General features: G+C 70.4%; 14 protein-coding genes. 12 read left to right on the top strand and 2 right to left on the bottom strand.

What is annotated here, in order from left to right:
• The first annotated feature begins 117 nt into the window (after window positions 1-117).
• From Vau01_RS05480 to Vau01_RS05450, 7 genes are all read left to right on the top strand, one after another.
• Complete coding sequence (locus Vau01_RS05480; RefSeq protein WP_239151335.1) at window positions 118-1,179, top strand: BMP family lipoprotein; 1,062 nt, start codon at window positions 118-120, stop codon at window positions 1,177-1,179.
• A gap of 105 nt (window positions 1,180-1,284) precedes the next feature.
• Window positions 1,285-2,877, top strand: coding sequence for an ABC transporter ATP-binding protein (locus tag Vau01_RS05475; protein ID WP_203987968.1), 1,593 nt, complete (start codon window positions 1,285-1,287; stop codon window positions 2,875-2,877).
• A complete protein-coding gene (locus Vau01_RS05470; RefSeq protein WP_203987966.1) occupies window positions 2,874-4,019 on the top strand; it encodes an ABC transporter permease in 1,146 nt (381 codons plus the stop codon). The genes Vau01_RS05475 and Vau01_RS05470 overlap by 4 nt, the downstream gene beginning before the upstream one ends.
• Window positions 4,016-5,305: an ABC transporter permease gene (locus Vau01_RS05465; RefSeq protein ID WP_239151329.1), complete on the top strand. Its 1,290-nt coding sequence runs from the start codon at window positions 4,016-4,018 to the stop codon at window positions 5,303-5,305. Before Vau01_RS05470 ends, Vau01_RS05465 begins: the two co-directional genes overlap by 4 nt.
• A 26-nt stretch (window positions 5,306-5,331) precedes the next feature.
• Window positions 5,332-6,042 carry a cytidine deaminase gene (locus Vau01_RS05460; RefSeq protein WP_203987965.1) on the top strand — a complete coding sequence of 237 codons (711 nt, stop codon included), beginning with the start codon at window positions 5,332-5,334 and terminating at the stop codon, window positions 6,040-6,042.
• A gap of 100 nt (window positions 6,043-6,142) precedes the next feature.
• Window positions 6,143-7,414 (top strand): thymidine phosphorylase, encoded by a 1,272-nt coding sequence (locus Vau01_RS05455; RefSeq protein WP_203987964.1) that lies wholly within the window; start codon window positions 6,143-6,145, stop codon window positions 7,412-7,414.
• An 87-nt stretch (window positions 7,415-7,501) separates the two neighbouring features.
• Entirely contained in the window at window positions 7,502-8,182 is a 681-nt protein-coding gene (locus Vau01_RS05450) for a DUF4272 domain-containing protein (protein ID WP_203987963.1), read from the top strand.
• A 140-nt stretch (window positions 8,183-8,322) separates the two neighbouring features.
• On the opposite strand, the gene Vau01_RS05445 is transcribed toward Vau01_RS05450, so the two are convergent.
• Together Vau01_RS05445 and Vau01_RS05440 are read right to left on the bottom strand one after the other, a co-directional pair.
• Complete coding sequence (locus Vau01_RS05445; protein ID WP_203987962.1) at window positions 8,323-8,631, bottom strand: hypothetical protein; 309 nt, start codon at window positions 8,629-8,631, stop codon at window positions 8,323-8,325.
• Between the two features lie 78 nt (window positions 8,632-8,709).
• Entirely contained in the window at window positions 8,710-9,504 is a 795-nt protein-coding gene (locus tag Vau01_RS05440) for a putative RNA methyltransferase (RefSeq protein WP_239151328.1), read from the bottom strand.
• 35 nt (window positions 9,505-9,539) lie between these two features.
• Here Vau01_RS05440 and Vau01_RS05435 point away from each other — a divergent pair, with 35 nt between their 5' ends.
• The 5 genes from Vau01_RS05435 to Vau01_RS05415 all read left to right on the top strand — a co-directional run bounded on the left by Vau01_RS05435 (window position 9,540) and on the right by Vau01_RS05415 (window position 16,460).
• Window positions 9,540-10,628: an adenosine deaminase gene (locus Vau01_RS05435; RefSeq protein ID WP_203987960.1), complete on the top strand. Its 1,089-nt coding sequence runs from the start codon at window positions 9,540-9,542 to the stop codon at window positions 10,626-10,628.
• 368 nt (window positions 10,629-10,996) lie between these two features.
• Window positions 10,997-15,043 carry a sensor histidine kinase gene (locus Vau01_RS05430; protein WP_203987958.1) on the top strand — a complete coding sequence of 1,349 codons (4,047 nt, stop codon included), beginning with the start codon at window positions 10,997-10,999 and terminating at the stop codon, window positions 15,041-15,043.
• Window positions 15,040-15,444: a roadblock/LC7 domain-containing protein gene (locus Vau01_RS05425; RefSeq protein WP_203930225.1), complete on the top strand. Its 405-nt coding sequence runs from the start codon at window positions 15,040-15,042 to the stop codon at window positions 15,442-15,444. The genes Vau01_RS05430 and Vau01_RS05425 overlap by 4 nt, the downstream gene beginning before the upstream one ends.
• Before the next feature lie 52 nt (window positions 15,445-15,496).
• On the top strand, window positions 15,497-15,874 hold the full coding sequence (locus Vau01_RS05420; protein WP_203988086.1) for a DUF742 domain-containing protein: 378 nt from the start codon (window positions 15,497-15,499) through the stop codon (window positions 15,872-15,874).
• Window position 15,875: 1 nt separating this feature from the next.
• Window positions 15,876-16,460, top strand: a complete 585-nt coding sequence (locus Vau01_RS05415; RefSeq protein WP_203930224.1) for a GTP-binding protein — start codon at window positions 15,876-15,878, stop codon at window positions 16,458-16,460.
• The last annotated feature ends 46 nt before the right edge of the window (window positions 16,461-16,506 follow it).

Genomic DNA, 16,506 nt, shown 5'->3' with positions numbered 1-16,506 from the left:
TCCCAACCCTGCAGCATTCGTCGGATCCGGGGCCGGTCGGGCGTACGCTGCGCTGCGTTGGGTCACCGCGTAAGTAAGTGGGGCGGTGCATTGGGGAAGGAGATCGTCTTGCGCCGAGTGCGTGGGATGAAGATGCTCGCGTTGGCCGGAGCCGCGGTCATCACGCTGGGCATGACCGCCTGCGGGGGAACCGACGACGATGGGTCGGACGGGGGCAGCGGCAGCAACGACAAGACCGTGAAGGTCGGTCTTGCGTTCGACATCGGCGGCCGTGGTGACAAGTCGTTCAACGACGCCGCGGCGTTGGGGCTCGACAACGCCATGAAGGAACTCAAGATCGAGGCCAAAGACCTCGAAGCGGCGGCGAACGAGAGCGAGAACGACAAGTTCGAGCGCCTCAAGCTGCTGTGTACCGGCGGTTACAACCCGGTCATCGCGGTCGGCTTCGTGTACGCGGGTGCCGACCCGAAGACGGGTCCGCTGGCCAAGGCCGCGCAGGAGTGCCCGGACACCAAGTTCGCGATCATCGACGACCAGAGCGTCACCGCTCCGAACGTGACCGGTCTGGTCTTCGCTGAGGAGCAGGGTTCGTTCCTGGTGGGTGCGGCGGCAGCGCTGAAGACGAAGACCGGCACGGTCGGTTTCGTCGGCGGCTGCGACGTGCCGTTGATCCACAAGTTCGAGGCCGGCTTCAAGGCCGGTGCCGCGGCCGCGAAGGCCGGCACCAAGGTGCTGAGCAACTACCTGTCGACCCCGGCCGACAAGTGCTCGGGCTTCAACGACCCGGCCAAGGGTGAGACCCAGGCCACCGGCATGTACGACCAGGGTGCCGACGTGGTCTACCAGGCCGCCGGCGGCTCCGGCTCCGGCGTGTTCAAGGCCGCCAAGGCCAAGGGCAAGTGGGCGATCGGCGTCGACTCGGACCAGTACAACACCGTGCAGGCCGACCTCAAGGACGTCATCATCACGTCGATGCTCAAGCGGGTCGACGTGGCCGTCTACAACTTCATCAAGGACCAGGCCGCCGGCAAGTTCACCGCCGGCAAGGTCGTGTTCGACCTGAAGGCCGAGGGCGTGGGCTACTCCACGTCGGGCGGCAAGATCGACGACATCAAGGCCCAGCTCGACAAGTACAAGGCGGACATCATCGCCGGCACGATCAAGGTGCCCGAGGCGTAGGTAGTAAAGAATTCCGACGGCGGGGGGCCTCGTGCCCCCCGCCGGTCGCATTCCTTTGGAAAGATGCGATCCCTGCAAAGATCGCCCCCTGCCCTGGAGTGACAGATGGCCGAATCACCCGGCGACCCCTCGGCTGGGCGCGTAGCGGTTGAACTGCGCGGCATCACCAAACGCTTTCCCGGCGTCGTGGCGAACTCCGACATCCACCTCCGGGTCGACCGGGGCACCATCCACGCCATCGTCGGCGAGAACGGCGCGGGCAAGTCCACCCTGATGAAGATCCTGTACGGGATGTACCGCCCCGACGAGGGCGAGATCCTCATCGACGGGAAGACGTCGACCCTGCACACTCCGCAGCAGGCGATCGCCGCCGGCATCGGCATGGTGCACCAGCATTTCATGCTCGCCGACAACCTCACCGTGCTGGAGAACGTGGTTCTCGGCGCCGAGAAGGTGGCCGGCATCGGCGGCCGGGCGGCCGACCGGATCCGCGAGATCTCCGCGCAGTACGGCCTGGGCGTCGACCCCGGCCCGCTGATGGAAGAGCTCGGCGTCGGCGCCCGCCAGCGGGTCGAGATCGTCAAGGTGCTCTACCGCGGCGCCAACATCCTCATCCTCGACGAGCCCACGGCGGTGCTGGTGCCGCAGGAGGTCGACGAGCTGTTCGGCAACCTGCGCCAGCTCACCCGCGACGGCCTCACGATCATCTTCATCTCGCACAAACTGCACGAGGTGCTGTCGGTCGCCGACGCGATCACCGTGATCCGGCGCGGCACCACGGTCGCCTCGGTGAAGCCCGGCGACGTCACCGCGCGCGAACTCGCCACGCTGATGGTCGGCAGCGAGCTGCCCAGCCCGGAGACGCGCGAGTCGACGGTCACCGACGAGGTCGTGCTCGACGTCCGCGACCTGTCGGTCTACACCGACACCGGCCGCACCATCATCGACGACGTCAGCCTGCGGATCCGCCGCGGCGAGGTGCTCGGCATCGCGGGTGTCGAGGGCAACGGCCAGGCCGAACTGGTCGAAGCGATCATGGGCATGCGCGCCTCGACCGGCACCGTGACGCTCGATGACGCCGACATCACCACCTGGGGCACCCGGCAGCGCCGGGTCAAGGGCATCGGCTACATCCCGGAGGACCGGCACCGGCACGGCCTGCTGCTCGACGCGCCCCTGTGGGAGAACCGGATCCTCGGCCACCAGACCGAGCCGCCGAACTCGAACGGGTTCCTGATCACCTCGGGGGCCGCCCGGCGCGACACCGAGCGCATCGTCGCCGCGTACGACGTCCGTACGCCGGGCATCGAGGTCTCGGCCGGCGCCCTGTCCGGCGGCAACCAGCAGAAACTGATCGTCGGTCGGGAGATGAGCCACGAGCCGAAGGTGCTGATCGCGGCCCACCCGACGCGCGGGGTCGACGTGGGCGCGCAGGCTGCGATCTGGGACCACATCCGGGCCGCCCGGCGGGCCGGCATGGGCGTCCTGCTGATCTCGGCCGACCTCGACGAGCTGATCGGCCTGTCCGACACCCTGCAGGTGATCTACCGGGGCAGGTTCGTCGCCACCGTCGACCCGGCCGCGGTGACGCCCGAGCAGCTCGGCCTGGCGATGACGGGCGCGACCGACGACCCGGTGCACGCGGGTCCGTCGCTGGAAAAGTCGCTGGAAAAGAAGACCGAGGGGGAGCAGGCATGAAGGGCCGGTTCGATCCGGTGCGGATCCTCCCGCCGATCGTGGCGCCGATCGTCGCGCTGCTGATCTCGGTGCTGGTCTCGGCGCTGGTGCTCACGCTCGGTGGCCACGAGGTCATCTCGACGTTCCAGGCGATGTGGGAGTACGGCACCCGCCCCGGAACCATCAACGGCATCCTGAACAAGACGGTGTACTACTACCTCGGCGCGGTCGCGGCCGCGATCGGGTTCCGGATGGGCCTGTTCAACATCGGCATCGAGGGCCAGTACCGGCTCGCCGTGCTGCTGGCCGGTGCGCTCGGCGGTGCGTCGTTCACCCAGGGCCTGCCCGGTCCGGTGCGGATCGTGCTGATGATCCTCGCCGCGATGGTGGTCGGCGCCGCGTGGGCGAGCATCGCCGGCCTGCTCAAGGTCACCCGCGGCGTCAGCGAGGTCATCTCGACGATCATGCTGAACTTCATCGCCGGTGGCCTGTTCGCCTGGCTGCTCACCACCGACCTGCTCGGAGTGCGGGCGCCGGGCAGCAACTCGGTGACCACCCCGATCCTGGAGAAGGACGCCTGGATCCCCGGCATCCTCCTGATTCCCGGCACCAACGCCCGGTTCTTCGGGTTCGGCATCATCGCCGCGCTGGTCGGCGTCGGGTACTGGTTCATGATCGAGCGGACCCGGTTCGGGTACGACCTGCGGGCCACCGGGCACAGCCCGTCGGCCGCGGTGGCCAGCGGTGTCGACGCCAAGCGGATGGTGGTCGTCACGATGATGCTGTCCGGCGCGGTGGCCGGGCTGATCGGGCTGCCGGAACTGCTCGGGCAGACGCACGCCGTCGCCGAGAACGTCGGTGGGTACGGGTTCACCGGCATCGCGATCGCGCTGCTCGGCCGCAATCATCCGATCGGAATGATCCTCGGCGCGATGCTGTGGGGCGCGCTGGAGAACTCCGCGCAGATCCTCGACCTGAACGACATCCCGCGCGAGACGGTGACGATCATGCAGGGCACGGTGGTGCTGGCGGTCGTCGTCGCGTACGAGTTGGCCGCCCGCATCGGTCGCCGGATCCAGCAGAAGCAGGTCGGCGAGTCGACGGGTACGGCGGCGGTTCCGCCGACCCCGCCGACGTCGCCGGCCAAGGAGGAAGTGGCATGACCGCGGATTCGCTCCTCACGCCGGCGCCGGGTGGTGCCGCGGCCGGCACCGGTGACCCCGGGCCGAAGAAGCGGCGGCTGAGCCTGCCGATGATCCTGCTGATCACGTCCGGGGCGATCTTCGCCGGCGTCATCGCGTTGTCGCTGGTGCGCGTCATGACCGGCGCGAACGACCTGACGTCCAGCGGCGCCACGCACGCCGCGTTGCAGGCCGCGGTGCCGATCGGCCTCGCCGGCCTCGGCGGTCTCTGGGCCGAGCGGGCGGGCGTCGTGAACATCGGCCTCGAAGGCATGATGATCTTCGGGACGTGGTTCGGTGCCTGGGGCTCGTTGAACTGGGGCTGGGCCGTCGGCCTGATCGCGGCGGTGATCGGTGGCGCGCTGGGCGGTCTGCTGCACGCCGTCGCCACCGTGACGTTCGGCGTCGACCACATCGTGTCCGGTGTCGCGATCAACATCCTGGCGCTCGGCGTCACCCGCTACCTGTCCTCGTTGACGTTCGCCAACGAGGAGGGCGGCGGGGTGAACCAGTCGCCGTCGGTCGAGCAGCCGCCCGACCTGTCGGTGCCCGGCGTCACCTGGCTCACCGAAGGGCTGGAGAGCAAGCACTGGTTCCTGGTCAGCGACCTGGCCGGGATCGTCCGGGGCCTGCTCACCGACGTTTCGGTGCTCACGATCGTGGCCGTGGTGCTGGTGCCCGTCACGTTCTACCTGCTCTGGCGCACGTCGTTCGGCCTGCGGCTGCGCTCGGTGGGCGAGGCGCCGCACGCGGCGGAGACGCTGGGCGTCAACGTCTACCTGTACAAGTACTACGCGGTGGTCGTCTCCGGCGCGATCGCCGGCCTCGGCGGCGCGTTCCTGTCGATGGTCGCCGCCGACATCTACCGCGAGGGCCAGACCAATGGCCGCGGGTACATCGGCCTGGCCGCGATGATCTTCGGCAACTGGCGGCCGGGTGGCCTCGCGGCCGGTGCGGCGCTGTTCGGCTACACCGACGCGCTGCAGCTCCGCGGCGGTACGACGTCGATCCACGCGCTGCTGCTGCTCATCTCGGGCATCCTGCTGGCGGTCGGCGCCTGGCAGGTGTACCGGCGCAAGTTCGTGATCGGTGGGGTGGCGATCGGGCTCTCGGTGCTGGCCGCGATCTCCTACTTCTTCACCGACCAGGTTCCGGTGCCGTTCGTGCAGTTCACGCCGCACGTCACCACGCTCGTGGTGCTGGCGCTGGCGGCGCAGCGGCTGCGGCCCCCGGCCGCCGACGGAATTCCGTACAGACGCTCGACCTGATCTTGAACGGGTCTACGATCACATCCATGAGTCCGGACTGGGTCGCCCTGCGCGCCGCGGCCGTCGCAGCGATGCGGCGGGCGTACGCGCCGTACTCGAACTTCCCGGTGGGCGTCGCCGCCCTGGTCGACGACGGGCGGGTGCTCAGCGCCTGCAACGTCGAGAACGCGTCGTACGGGCTGGGCCTGTGCGCCGAGTGCGGCCTGGTGTCGGCGCTGCACGCGTCCGGCGGCGGCCGGCTCGTGGCGATGGCGTGCGTCGACGGCAACGGCGAACCGCTGATGCCGTGCGGCCGCTGCCGCCAACTGCTGTGGGAACACGGCGGGCCGAAGATGCTGGTCGACCACGTCAGCGGCCCGGTGACGATGGAAGACCTGCTGCCGTACGCGTTCGACGAGATCGACCTCGGCAAGGTCGGGCAGCCGGCGGTCGACTCGACCAGCCGGGTGCCGGCCGTGCTGTCGAACCGGGTGGGCAGCGGCACCGCGTTCCTGCACCCCGACATCGCGGGTGGCCAGCAGGTGTGGACCGGTTACTGGAGTGCCGGCCGGCCCGGCGACCCGGAGGGCTCGGCGTCGGTGATCGAGGAGGGTCCGGTGTGGCCCGACACGGCCGCGGCGGTGGCCTGGGGTCGGGCCCGTACGCCCCGTGTGGTGGTGATCGACGGCGAGGGCCGTACGTACTGGGCCGGCGCTGGTGCGCGTCCCGAAGAATTTTCTGAAGAGTGGCGCCCATGATCGAGCGGAGCGAGATCATCATTCAGCACAGCAGCGGCGATGCGCTCGCGGAGCGAGCGGATCGCCGCGGAGGCCACCCCTCGCGAAGCGAGGTGCGGCCGTGAACGTGATCGATGTCATCCGGACGAAGCGCGACGGCGGACCGCTTACCGACGACCAGATCGACTGGGTGATCGACGCCTACACGAAGGGTGTCGTCGCCGACGAGCAGATGTCGGCGCTGGCGATGGCGATCCTGCTGCGCGGCATGACCGGCGCCGAGATCGCCCGCTGGACCGCGGCGATGATCGCGTCCGGCGAGCGGCTCGATCTGTCCACAGTGGACCGGCCGACCGTCGACAAGCACTCCACGGGTGGGGTCGGTGACAAGATCACGCTGCCGCTGACGCCGCTGGTGGCCGCGTGCGGTGCCGCCGTGCCCCAGCTCAGCGGGCGCGGCCTCGGCCACACCGGCGGCACGCTCGACAAGCTGGAGTCGATCCCCGGGTTCCGCACGAAGCTGTCGAACGACGAGTTCGTGCGCCAGTTGCAGACCGTCGGCGCGGCGATCTGCGCCGCCGGCGAGGGGCTGGCGCCGGCCGACCGCAAGCTGTACGCGCTGCGCGACGTCACCGGAACGGTCGAGGCGATCCCGCTGATCGCGAGCTCGATCATGAGCAAGAAGATCGCCGAGGGCACGGCCGCGCTCGTCCTCGACGTGAAGTTCGGCTCCGGCGCATTCATGAAAAAGATCGAGGACGCACGTGAGCTCGCCCGCACGATGGTCGACCTGGGCAAGGCGCACGGGGTGGTCACGCGGGCCCTGCTCACCGACATGAACACGCCGCTGGGGCTGGCCGCCGGGCACTCGATCGAGGTCGAGGAGTCGCTGGAGGTGCTGGCCGGCGGCGGCCCGGCCGACGTGGTCGAGCTGACGCTGGCGCTGGCCCGCGAGATGCTCGCCGCCGCCGGCATCGACGGCGTCGACCCCGCCGACGCGCTCCGCGACGGTCGCGCGATGGACGCGTGGCGCGAACTGATCACCGCGCAGGGCGGCGACCCGTCGGCGAAGCTGCCGCAGGCGCCGGAGACGGAGGTCGTCCGCGCCGACCGCGACGGCTATGTGACGACGCTCGATGCGTACGGGATCGGCGTCGCGGCCTGGCGGCTGGGCGCGGGCCGGGCGCGCAAGGAGGACCCGGTGTCGGCGTCCGCCGGGGTCATGCTGCGGAAGAAACAGGGCGACGCGGTGCGCGCGGGCGACGTCCTGATGGAACTGCGCGCCGACGAGGCCGGCCGGATCCCGTCGGCGTTGGAGGTCGCCGCCTCGGCAGTGACGATCTCCGATACCGCGCCCGACGCATCTCCGCTGGTCCTGGAGCGGTTGGACTGAATCGTAACCCACATATCGTGACCCTCAGTAGTTGATCGTTGTCGCTGCGCCGATCGGTCGTTAGAGTTCTTGGTATGAGGGCCCGTTATGACCGCCACCGCGCCTGACCCGTTACCCGTCCGCGAGGCGAATCTTCGCGTGCTGGAGCGGCTCGGCCTGCCGGTGCCGGCGGACAATTTCCCGATGGTCTGGGATCCCGGCGACGAGATGGAGCTGCGCCCACGGGCCGAGCTCGAGGCGCGGGTGGCGGTGCTCAACATCGTGTTGGCCCGCAGCTTCGGGATGCCGCCCAAGATGGCCATGGAGTGGTTGCTCGACGCGCACCTGGTCGAACGCCTCACCCGTCCGGAATGGCATTTCGTGGTCGCCGACAAGGGCGACCAGTTTTCTTTCGCCCTGCACCTGGAGGCCGTGTACGCCCTGGGCTGGGTGATGGGCCTGACCCGCGACCTCGACCCGTGCCGCGCGTCGGCCAACGGCCTGGTGCAACGCCTGCCCAACCTGGCGGAGGGCGAGACGTTCGCGTCCTGGCGCGGCCGCACGCTGACCGCCCCCCGCGAGCCCGGCGAGGTGGCCAGCCAACTCGACCTGCACTACTGCCTCGACTGGGCCTACCTGGAGGCGGAGCGCCGCAACCTCCCCCTGCCCGGCGAGGTCGACTCGAACGCGATCGGCCAACGGCGCTGGGCCCTGGAATGGGCGGTCGTCTTCCACGGCCCGTACCACGACGCCCCGCTGGCCTGGGAGGAAATCGACCTGAGCGTCTGATCAGCGCTTCCGGCCTCTCCGGAGCAACCCGTTCGACTCACTCAGCGATCTCGACCTCCTGCTGTACCAACAGGAGGGAGTCATCAGCAGACGCCAGGCGGGGCGCTGGCTCAGTTCCGGGGCCATCCGCCACCGTCTCGTCACCGGGACGTGGCGGCAGGCGCACTGGGGCGTTGCTGCCCGGTCGCCTGCGTGACCACGACCCGCCGCCGTTCGCGGTGGTTCACCGCACCCGACTGCTCCGATCCGACGAACTCCATCGAGCGACCTCGCCACCGTGCACCGTGGCCGGACGTGCGGTCGTCGACGCCGCGCAGTGGGCGGCCTCCGACCATGAGGCGGCCGCGCTCGTCGTTGCGGCGTTTCAGCAGCGGCTGGTCGGAATCGACGACCTGACCGTGGCGTTGGCGCGGCAACCACGCGCCCGTCGGCGGCTTCTGGTCGCACACGTCGCCCACGATGCCGCGGGCGGTGCCCACTCCCTGCCGGAGATCGAGTATCTGCGGCTCTGCCGGCCGGCCGAGGGGTCATTCGGCGTGGTGCCATACCGAGAGGTGGACGGCCGCGGTGACCGGGCCTTCGTAGGCCGGGGTGGGGTGGTGGAAGGCGCCCGGGCCCATGCCGGCCACGGCGTGGGCTTCGGCGGCGGAGAGGTGCAGGGTCGTCCGGAGTTCGTGGTCCTGTTCGCGGACGAACCAGGGGCCGAGGGTGGCGAAGAGGCGCTCCTCCTTGCGTGGATCGACGCCGATCGCGAGGCCCAGTTCGCGGAGGTGATCGGGGGCCGGTGTCACCACTGCCAGGCGTCCACCCGGTCGGAGAACGCGGGCGAACTCGCGGCCCGCACGAGGCGCGAAAACGTTGAGGACGACGGACGCCGCGCCATCGGCGACCGGGAGACCGCGCCACGCGTCGGCGCGCACGGCGCCCATGCGCGGATGGGCGCGCGCGGCCCGCCGGAGCGCGGGTTTCGAGACGTCGACGGCCAGGCCGAGAGCGTCGGGCCGGGCTTCGAGCAACGATTTCAGGTGGACGCCGGTGCCGGCGCCCACGTCGACGATCAGGCCGGAATCGTAGGTGGCGGTGGCCTCGGCCAGCCCGGCGGTGATGAAGCCGAAGTGACCGGCGGCCAGCACCCGTTCGCGGGCGGCGACCATCTCGGTGGTGTCGCCGGGATGCGTCACCGGGCCGGCGCTGAGGTCGACGTAGCCCTGCCTCGCGACGTCGAAACTGTGGCCGCCGCGGCACCGCAGCACGGATTCGGCCGGGTCCATGGCCTCGCCGCACACCGGACAACGCAGCCGGGCGACTATCCGAAGGTCCACCCGGCCATCCTTCCCGACGGGTCTAATGTCCTTGCATGGCACCCACATACGAGGAAATCCGGCGCGCGCCGAAGGCCCTTCTGCACGACCATCTCGACGGCGGGCTGCGCCCGGCGACCGTGGTGGAACTGGCCGCGGAGATCGGCCACGAACTGCCCGTGGCCGACCCGGACGAGCTGGGCGGCTGGTTCACCGCGGCCGCCGACAGCGGTTCGCTGGTGCGGTACCTGGAGACGTTCGCGCACACCGTCGGCGTCATGCAGACGGCGTCGGCGCTGCACCGGGTGGCCGCGGAGTGCGCGCTCGACCTGGCCGCCGACGGTGTGGTGTACGCGGAGGTGCGGTTCGCGCCCGAACAGCACCTCACCCGCGGGCTCACGCTGCCGGAGGTGGTGGAGGCGGTGCTGGCCGGGTTCGCCGACGGCTCGGCCCAGGCCGCCCTCGCCGGCCAGCCGGTCCGCATCGGCACGCTGCTCACCGCGATGCGGCACGCGGCGCGCTCGATGGAGATCGCCGAACTGTCGGTGCGGTACCGCGACGCCGGTGTGGTCGGCTTCGACATCGCGGGTGCCGAGGCCGGGTTCCCGCCCACCCGCCACCTCGACGCGTTCGAGTACCTGCAGCGGGAGAACTTCCACTTCACGATCCACGCCGGTGAGGCGTTCGGGTTGCCGTCGATCTGGCAGGCGATCCAGTGGTGCGGCGCCGACCGGCTCGGGCACGGCGTGCGCATCGTCGACGACATCGCGGAGGCCGACCGGTCGTTGGGCCGGCTCGCGGCGTATGTTCGCGACAAGCGGATCCCGCTGGAGCTATGTCCGTCGTCGAACGTGCAGACCGGTGCGGCGGCCTCGATCTCGGAACACCCGATCGGGCTCCTGCGTGATCTTCGGTTCCGGGTGACCGTCAACACAGACAACCGGCTGATGAGCGGCACATCGATGACGAAGGAGATGTCTCTGCTCGCCGAGGCGTTCGGTTACGGGTGGGCCGAGCTACAGTGGTTCACCGTCAACGCCATGAAGAGCGCATTCATCCCGTTCGACGAACGGTTGGCGTTGATCAATGAAGTGATCAAACCCGCTTACGCCAAATTGATCGACCGGATCGATATTGCTACTTAGGCAGCCGCGGGGTCGTTAAAGCGCACATTTTGTCCACGCCGAGCCGGTGGATCGGGCCAACATACGGCGGGTACGGCATCAGCCGGTTGGCCGGTTCTTTACGCTGGGTGCTGGGCAATATGGTGCTTTCGTCCAATTTAAGGACTTTGCAGTGGGATGTTTGGGACGATTCGCCGGCCTTCAATGCGGGACAAACCGCCTGAACGGTAACGGTTCGCTCGACCCGACAGACTCTCCACAAACACGATCGCACCTTGCACGGGCTTTCTTTGGAGCACCGGACATGGTGGAATCTCGGAGGTTCGGCCTGATCGGGTCGGACGGTCGCGGGTGCCCATTGTGCGGGTCCCGTTACGGAGGGCGGTGAGGTGAGCGAACGGCCAACGACGGAGGGCTCCAAGTTCTCGCGTCTGCGCAAGCCGGTAGGCCGCCTCCGCGACCTGCCCATCTGGTCCAAACTCGGCCTGATCATGATCGTGCCGACAATCGCCACGATCGTCGTCGGTACCACGGGTCTGGTCGAGAACATCTCCTCCGCCAACGACGCCGACCGCACGCGCACCCTCGCCCGGCTTTCACTACAGGCCGGCGCGGTCATCCAGGAACTGCAGAACGAGCGCGCCGCGAGCGTTCTCTTCGTCGGTTCCCCGGAGGCGACGCGCGGCACCACGCAGGAGTCCTACGACAAGCAGATCCCGCTCACCGACAACGCGATCTCGCAGTACAAGCAGAGCCGTCGCGCCGTCGGTGACCTCGGCGGTGACCCGCAGCGGGCGTTGAACGAGGCCGACGAGTACCTCGGCGACCTCGGCGGCCTGCGTGAGCAGGTCAAGAAGGTCAGCGTCCTGTCGCAGACGACGATCGCGTCCAGCTACCGCGCGGTGATCTCCGAGCTCACCCAGGTGCGCGAGACCGCCATCCGGCTCACCACCGACTCGAAGTTGAACACCGCCCAGCAGGCCGCCGCCGCGGTCAGCGACCGTAAGACGGCGATCAACGACGAGCGGGTGGTCATTCTCCGTGTGCTCGCGAGTGGCACGGCGAACGGCGACAACGGTCTCACGCTGGCACTACGGCGCGAGTACGACAACGCCCAGGCAGCGGAGGACGCGGCCAGCAACCGGTTCGACGCGACCTCCACCGCGGCCGAGCGGGAACTGCTCTCACAGACCCTCACCGGTAGCGACCTGCGCAAGGCGTTCCTGTTCGAGGGCGAGATCGAGAGCGCCACCAACGGCACCGGTCCCAACTTCGCCGCGCCCGAATGGGACGCCGCGATCGCCACCGAGGTCAACCTGCTCCGCGAGGTCGAGTTGACGCTCGACGAGCGGGTCGTGATCGCCGCCACCGGCGTGCGTGACGACCTGCGCCAGACGGTGCTCGTCCAGACCGGTCTGCTCCTGAGCATGCTGCTCCTGGCGATCCTGTTCGCCTGGTTGGTGGCCCGCTCGATGGCGCGGTCGCTGCGTGAACTGCGCCACGGCGCGCTCACCGTCGCCCAGTACGGCCTCCCACAGGCCGTCGCCCGGCTGCGGGAACCCTCGCTGGCCATCGGTGCCTCGCCCGACCACATCGCGCGGCAGATCGCCGAACCCCTGCCGGTCCGCAGCCGCGACGAGTTCGGGCAGGTGACCGAGGCGTTCAACGCGGTCCACCTGGAAGCGGTGCGAACCGCCGCCGAGCAGGCGCAACTGCGGTCCAGCGTCGCGACGATGTTCGTCAACCTCGCCCGCCGTTCGCAGATCCTGGTCGACCGGCTCATCGGTCACCTCGACCGGTTGGAACGTGGCGAGGAAGACCCCGACCGGCTGGCCGAGCTGTTCCAGCTCGACCACCTCGCCACCCGAATGCGGCGGAACGACGAGAACCTGCTGGTTCTCGCCGGTGCCGACTCCTCGCGCGTGCAGCGCGAGCCGGCCCCGCTGATGGACGTGCTGCGTGCCGCCCAGTCCGAGGTGGAGCACTACACCCGCATCGAGTTCGGCATGATCGACCGCGACGTCGAGATCGCCGCGCACTCGGTCAACGACATGGTGCACCTGGTCGCCGAGCTGCTCGACAACGCCACCGCGTTCTCACCGCCCGATTCCGCGGTGGTCGTGGAGGCGCGCCGGGTCGGTGAGCGGTGCGTGCTCCTCGTCGAGGACCGCGGCATCGGCATCTCGCCCGACCAACTGCGCGAACTCAACGAGAAGCTCGGAAACCCGCCCGCCGTCGACGTGGCCGTCTCCCGCATGATGGGCCTGGTCGTGGTCGCCCGGCTGGCGGCCCGGCACGCTGTGCGCGTCGAACTGCGTGCCGCCCGCGAGCGCGGCACGGTCGCCGACATCACGTTGCCCGCGAGCGTGCTGGTGCAGCGGCTGGCCGGCGGCCGAGCCACCGGCGAGCTGCCGGTGGTCGGTGGCGGTGCCGATCGGGCACTGCAGCCGCCGCCGTCGCGTCCCGCGATGGGCATGCCGTCCACGCTGTCGATCGAGGGTGGCGACCGGCCGGTGGGGCCGCGCGAGCGCGCGCAGTCGGCGTTCGCGTCCGGTTCGGCGTTCTCGCCGGGCAACCCCACGGCTCCGACCCGCGGGTCCGGTCCGTCACCGCTGGGTCCGTCGTCGCTCGGTCGCGGTCCGTCCGCTCCCGAGAGCCCGTCCCGTCCGCTCGCTCCGAGCTCGGGTGGGCCGGCGCAGCCGCAGGCCGGCCGCTCTCCGGGTATCCCCGGTGCGCAGCCACCGGCCTTCGGTGGCGGCCAGCCGCCGGCGTCCTCGGCCTTCCAACGGCCCGCAGCCAGCGGTGCCCCCAGCGGTCCGGGTGGTCCCGGTCGGCCGGGTGCGCCCGCGGGTGGTGGTCGTGGTGGCCTTCCGCCGTGGTCCGACCTGACCGGTGCGTCCTCCGCCACCAACGGCAACGGCACTCACGGTCCGGGTAGCGGTCCGGGCGGTCCCGAGCAGGGGCTGCCGCAGCGGCGCGCAGGCGACAACTGGGGCACCCCGAACGAGCCGTCCGATCCCGGTGGGGCGATCCCGCGCCAGCGGCCGGCCGATCTTCCGCCGCAGCAGGCGGCCGGTGCTCAGTCGGCCGGGCTGCCGACCCGTCCGACGACCCCGGCCGGTCCGCCGGCGGGTGGTCCCGGTGGGCTGCCGACCCGTCCGTCCGGCCCGGCGACGCCGGCGGTCCCGACCAGTGGCGCGCCCGGTGGGCTGCCGTCCCGTCCGTCGGCCCCGGCCGCGCCGGCCAGCGGTGGATTGCCGTCGCGTCCCGGTACGTCCGGTCCCGGTGGGCTTCCGGTCCGCCCGTCGGGTGGCCAGCCGCAGCCGGCCCAGCCGGCAGCCGCCGCGCAACCAGCACCGCCGGCCTGGCCGCCGGCGTCCGGTGCGCCGACCGCGCCGCCGGTCCCGGGTCCCGGTGCGCCGGGTACCCGCGCGCCCGGCGGTTCGGGCTCCGGTGCACCCACTCAGCCGCCGGCGTCCCGCGACGACAGTGGTTACTCGCCCGCGCTCGACATGACCGCCGAGATTCCACGGGTGCGTGACGACTGGGCACCGCCGCCCGCCGGCAACGGTCAGTCCGGTCAGCCGGGCCAGCCCGGTGACGAACTCGCCGCGCTGCCGCGTCCCGACCAGACGATGGAGCTTCCGCCCATCTTCCGGGACGTGGAGTCGGCCTGGTTCCGCACCCGCCGGCCGTCGCCGATGCGTGCGCTCACCAACGGCTCCAACGGCGCCACGCCGGAGGCAACCGGTGGCACGTCGGCACCGGCCCGGCCGTCCGACAGCTCGGTCAGCGGCCCGCCCGCGCCGACGCGTCCGGTGTCCAGCCCACCCGTGACGGGTGCGCCGGCCTCCGGTCCCATGTCGGCTCCCAGCCGGGGCACCGGGCCGTCGGCAGCGCCGACCGGCGCACCGTGGTCGCCGTCGTCGGCGGGTGCACCGTCGGGTGCGTCGTCGTCGCCGCTCCCGCCGCGTACGCCGTCGTCGCCACTGCCGCCGCGTACGCCGTCGTCGCCGCTCCCGCCGCGCACGCCGGCGCCCGCCGCGGCGTCGAACACCCCGCCCGCCGAGACGCGCGAGCCCGCATCGGCATCCACCGATAGGTCAACGCCGGGGGAGTCGGTAACCTGGCGTACAGCCGCCGACGACGGATGGCGTGCGGCTGAGGCTCTCGGTGAGGAGCGGGACTTCAACTTGACGGAGGGTGGCCTGCCGAAGCGGGTGCCGATGTCGCAGCTCGTGCCGGGAGGCGTCGAGCGTGGCGCCACGGCGGCGCATCGGCGCAGCCCCGAAGCAGTGCGTGGCCTGCTCTCCGCGTACCACCGCGGTGTCCAGCGGGGGCGCAGTCAGCAGAGTCCCTCGTCCACCGACTCACGAACCCCGCAACCAACGCAGGCCGGGCCTTCTAATCCGCAGGGCAAGGAGCGCGAAGCATGACATCGACGCAGGACCTCGGTTGGCTCCTGGCCAACTTCGCCGACCGTGTGCCCGGTGTGGCCCACGCGGTGGCGGTCTCGGCAGACGGGCTGCTCCTGGCCTCGTCACGAGACCTGCCACGCGACCGGGCAGACCAACTCGCCGCGATCTCCTCGGGCCTGGTCAGCCTGACCCAGGGCGCGTCGCGCTGCTTCGAAGGCGGAGCGGTGCTGCAGACGGTCGTGGAGATGGACAACGGGTTCCTTTTCCTCATGTCCATCTCCGACGGTTCCTCGTTCGCGGTGCTCGCCGCCCGCGCATGCGACGTGGGCCAGGTCGGGTACGAGATGGCGCTGCTCGTGGACCGGGTGGGTGACGCGCTGACGCCAGCGCCCCGCCCGGCCGCGTCCATGATGGGCTGAGCGGTAGACATTGACTACCACGATCGGGGCTGGTGGGGAGGTGAACGGCGAAATGGCCGAACGGGATGAGCCGACGGGTGCTCTAGTGCGTCCCTACGCCGTCACCCGAGGCCGCACCCGGCCGCGGGTCGACATCGCCATCGAGGCGCTGATCGAGACGACGGTGCGAGGGCGGACCGCGAATTCTCGCCCCGGTGGTAACCAGGGCCAGGAGCAGCAGTACATCGCAACGATGTGTGACAACCGGGTGCAGTCACTGGCTGAGATCTCCGCCCGGCTGCATCTTCCCCTTGGGGTGGCCAGGGTGCTCGTCGCCGACATGGCGGCGGAGGGCTTGGTCTCAGTACATGAGCCGACCTCGTTGGACGACAACGAGGCGGTGGGCACGGAATTGCTGGAGAGGGTGCTCAGTGGACTTCGGAGGCTCTAACATGGCTCGCCCGGCTTCCGGGCGGGTCACGTCGGCGAAGATCGTCATCGCCGGGGGATTCGGTGTGGGTAAGACCACGCTTGTGGGCTCGGTCTCGGAGATCACTCCGCTGACGACCGAGGCCATCATGACCTCGGCCGGTGTCGGCGTCGACGACACCCGTCAGGTGCCCGGCAAGCTGACGACGACCGTCGCCATGGACTTCGGCCGGATCAGCATCGACCGCGACCTCATCCTGTACCTGTTCGGTACCCCCGGCCAGACCCGGTTCTGGTTCATGTGGGACGAGCTGGTGCGGGGCGCGATCGGTGCGGTCGTCATGGTCGACACCCGGCGGCTCGCCGACTGCTTCGCCGCGATCGACTTCTTCGAGCACCGGCGGCTGCCGTACCTGGTGGCGATCAACTGCTTCGACGGCGTGCAGTACCACAATGCCGACGACGTGCGGGAGGCCCTCGCGGTCTCGCCCGACGTCCCGGTGGTGCCGTGCGACGCGCGTAGCCGTGAGTCGACCAAGCAGGTGCTGATCTCGCTCGTCGAGTACGTGCTCTCGATGCGTCGCTCGCGGGCCGCAGCACCGGCGTAAACGCCGCTTCAATCGACGCGGGCCTCCCTCTCCGGCCCGCGTCGAT

Origin of the sequence: Virgisporangium aurantiacum (assembly GCF_016863635.1) — a bacterium.
In the GTDB taxonomy this organism is placed as follows: Bacteria; Actinomycetota; Actinomycetes; order Mycobacteriales; family Micromonosporaceae; genus Virgisporangium; species Virgisporangium aurantiacum.
This window is presented reverse-complemented; position numbering and strand designations above follow the sequence as displayed.

Bases quoted from the DNA above. Each gene is read 5' to 3' on its own strand.
- Vau01_RS05415 (WP_203930224.1), top strand. From the start codon at position 15,876: ATGGCTCGCCCGGCTTCCGGGCGGGTCACGTCGGCGAAGATCGTCATC.
- Vau01_RS05425 (WP_203930225.1), top strand. From the start codon at position 15,040: ATGACATCGACGCAGGACCTCGGTTGGCTCCTGGCCAACTTCGCCGAC.
- Vau01_RS05420 (WP_203988086.1), top strand. From the start codon at position 15,497: ATGGCCGAACGGGATGAGCCGACGGGTGCTCTAGTGCGTCCCTACGCC.
- Vau01_RS05460 (WP_203987965.1), top strand. From the start codon at position 5,332: ATGAGTCCGGACTGGGTCGCCCTGCGCGCCGCGGCCGTCGCAGCGATG.
- Vau01_RS05435 (WP_203987960.1), top strand. From the start codon at position 9,540: ATGGCACCCACATACGAGGAAATCCGGCGCGCGCCGAAGGCCCTTCTG.
- Vau01_RS05470 (WP_203987966.1), top strand. From the start codon at position 2,874: ATGAAGGGCCGGTTCGATCCGGTGCGGATCCTCCCGCCGATCGTGGCG.
- Vau01_RS05465 (WP_239151329.1), top strand. From the start codon at position 4,016: ATGACCGCGGATTCGCTCCTCACGCCGGCGCCGGGTGGTGCCGCGGCC.
- Vau01_RS05475 (WP_203987968.1), top strand. From the start codon at position 1,285: ATGGCCGAATCACCCGGCGACCCCTCGGCTGGGCGCGTAGCGGTTGAA.
- Vau01_RS05450 (WP_203987963.1), top strand. From the start codon at position 7,502: ATGACCGCCACCGCGCCTGACCCGTTACCCGTCCGCGAGGCGAATCTT.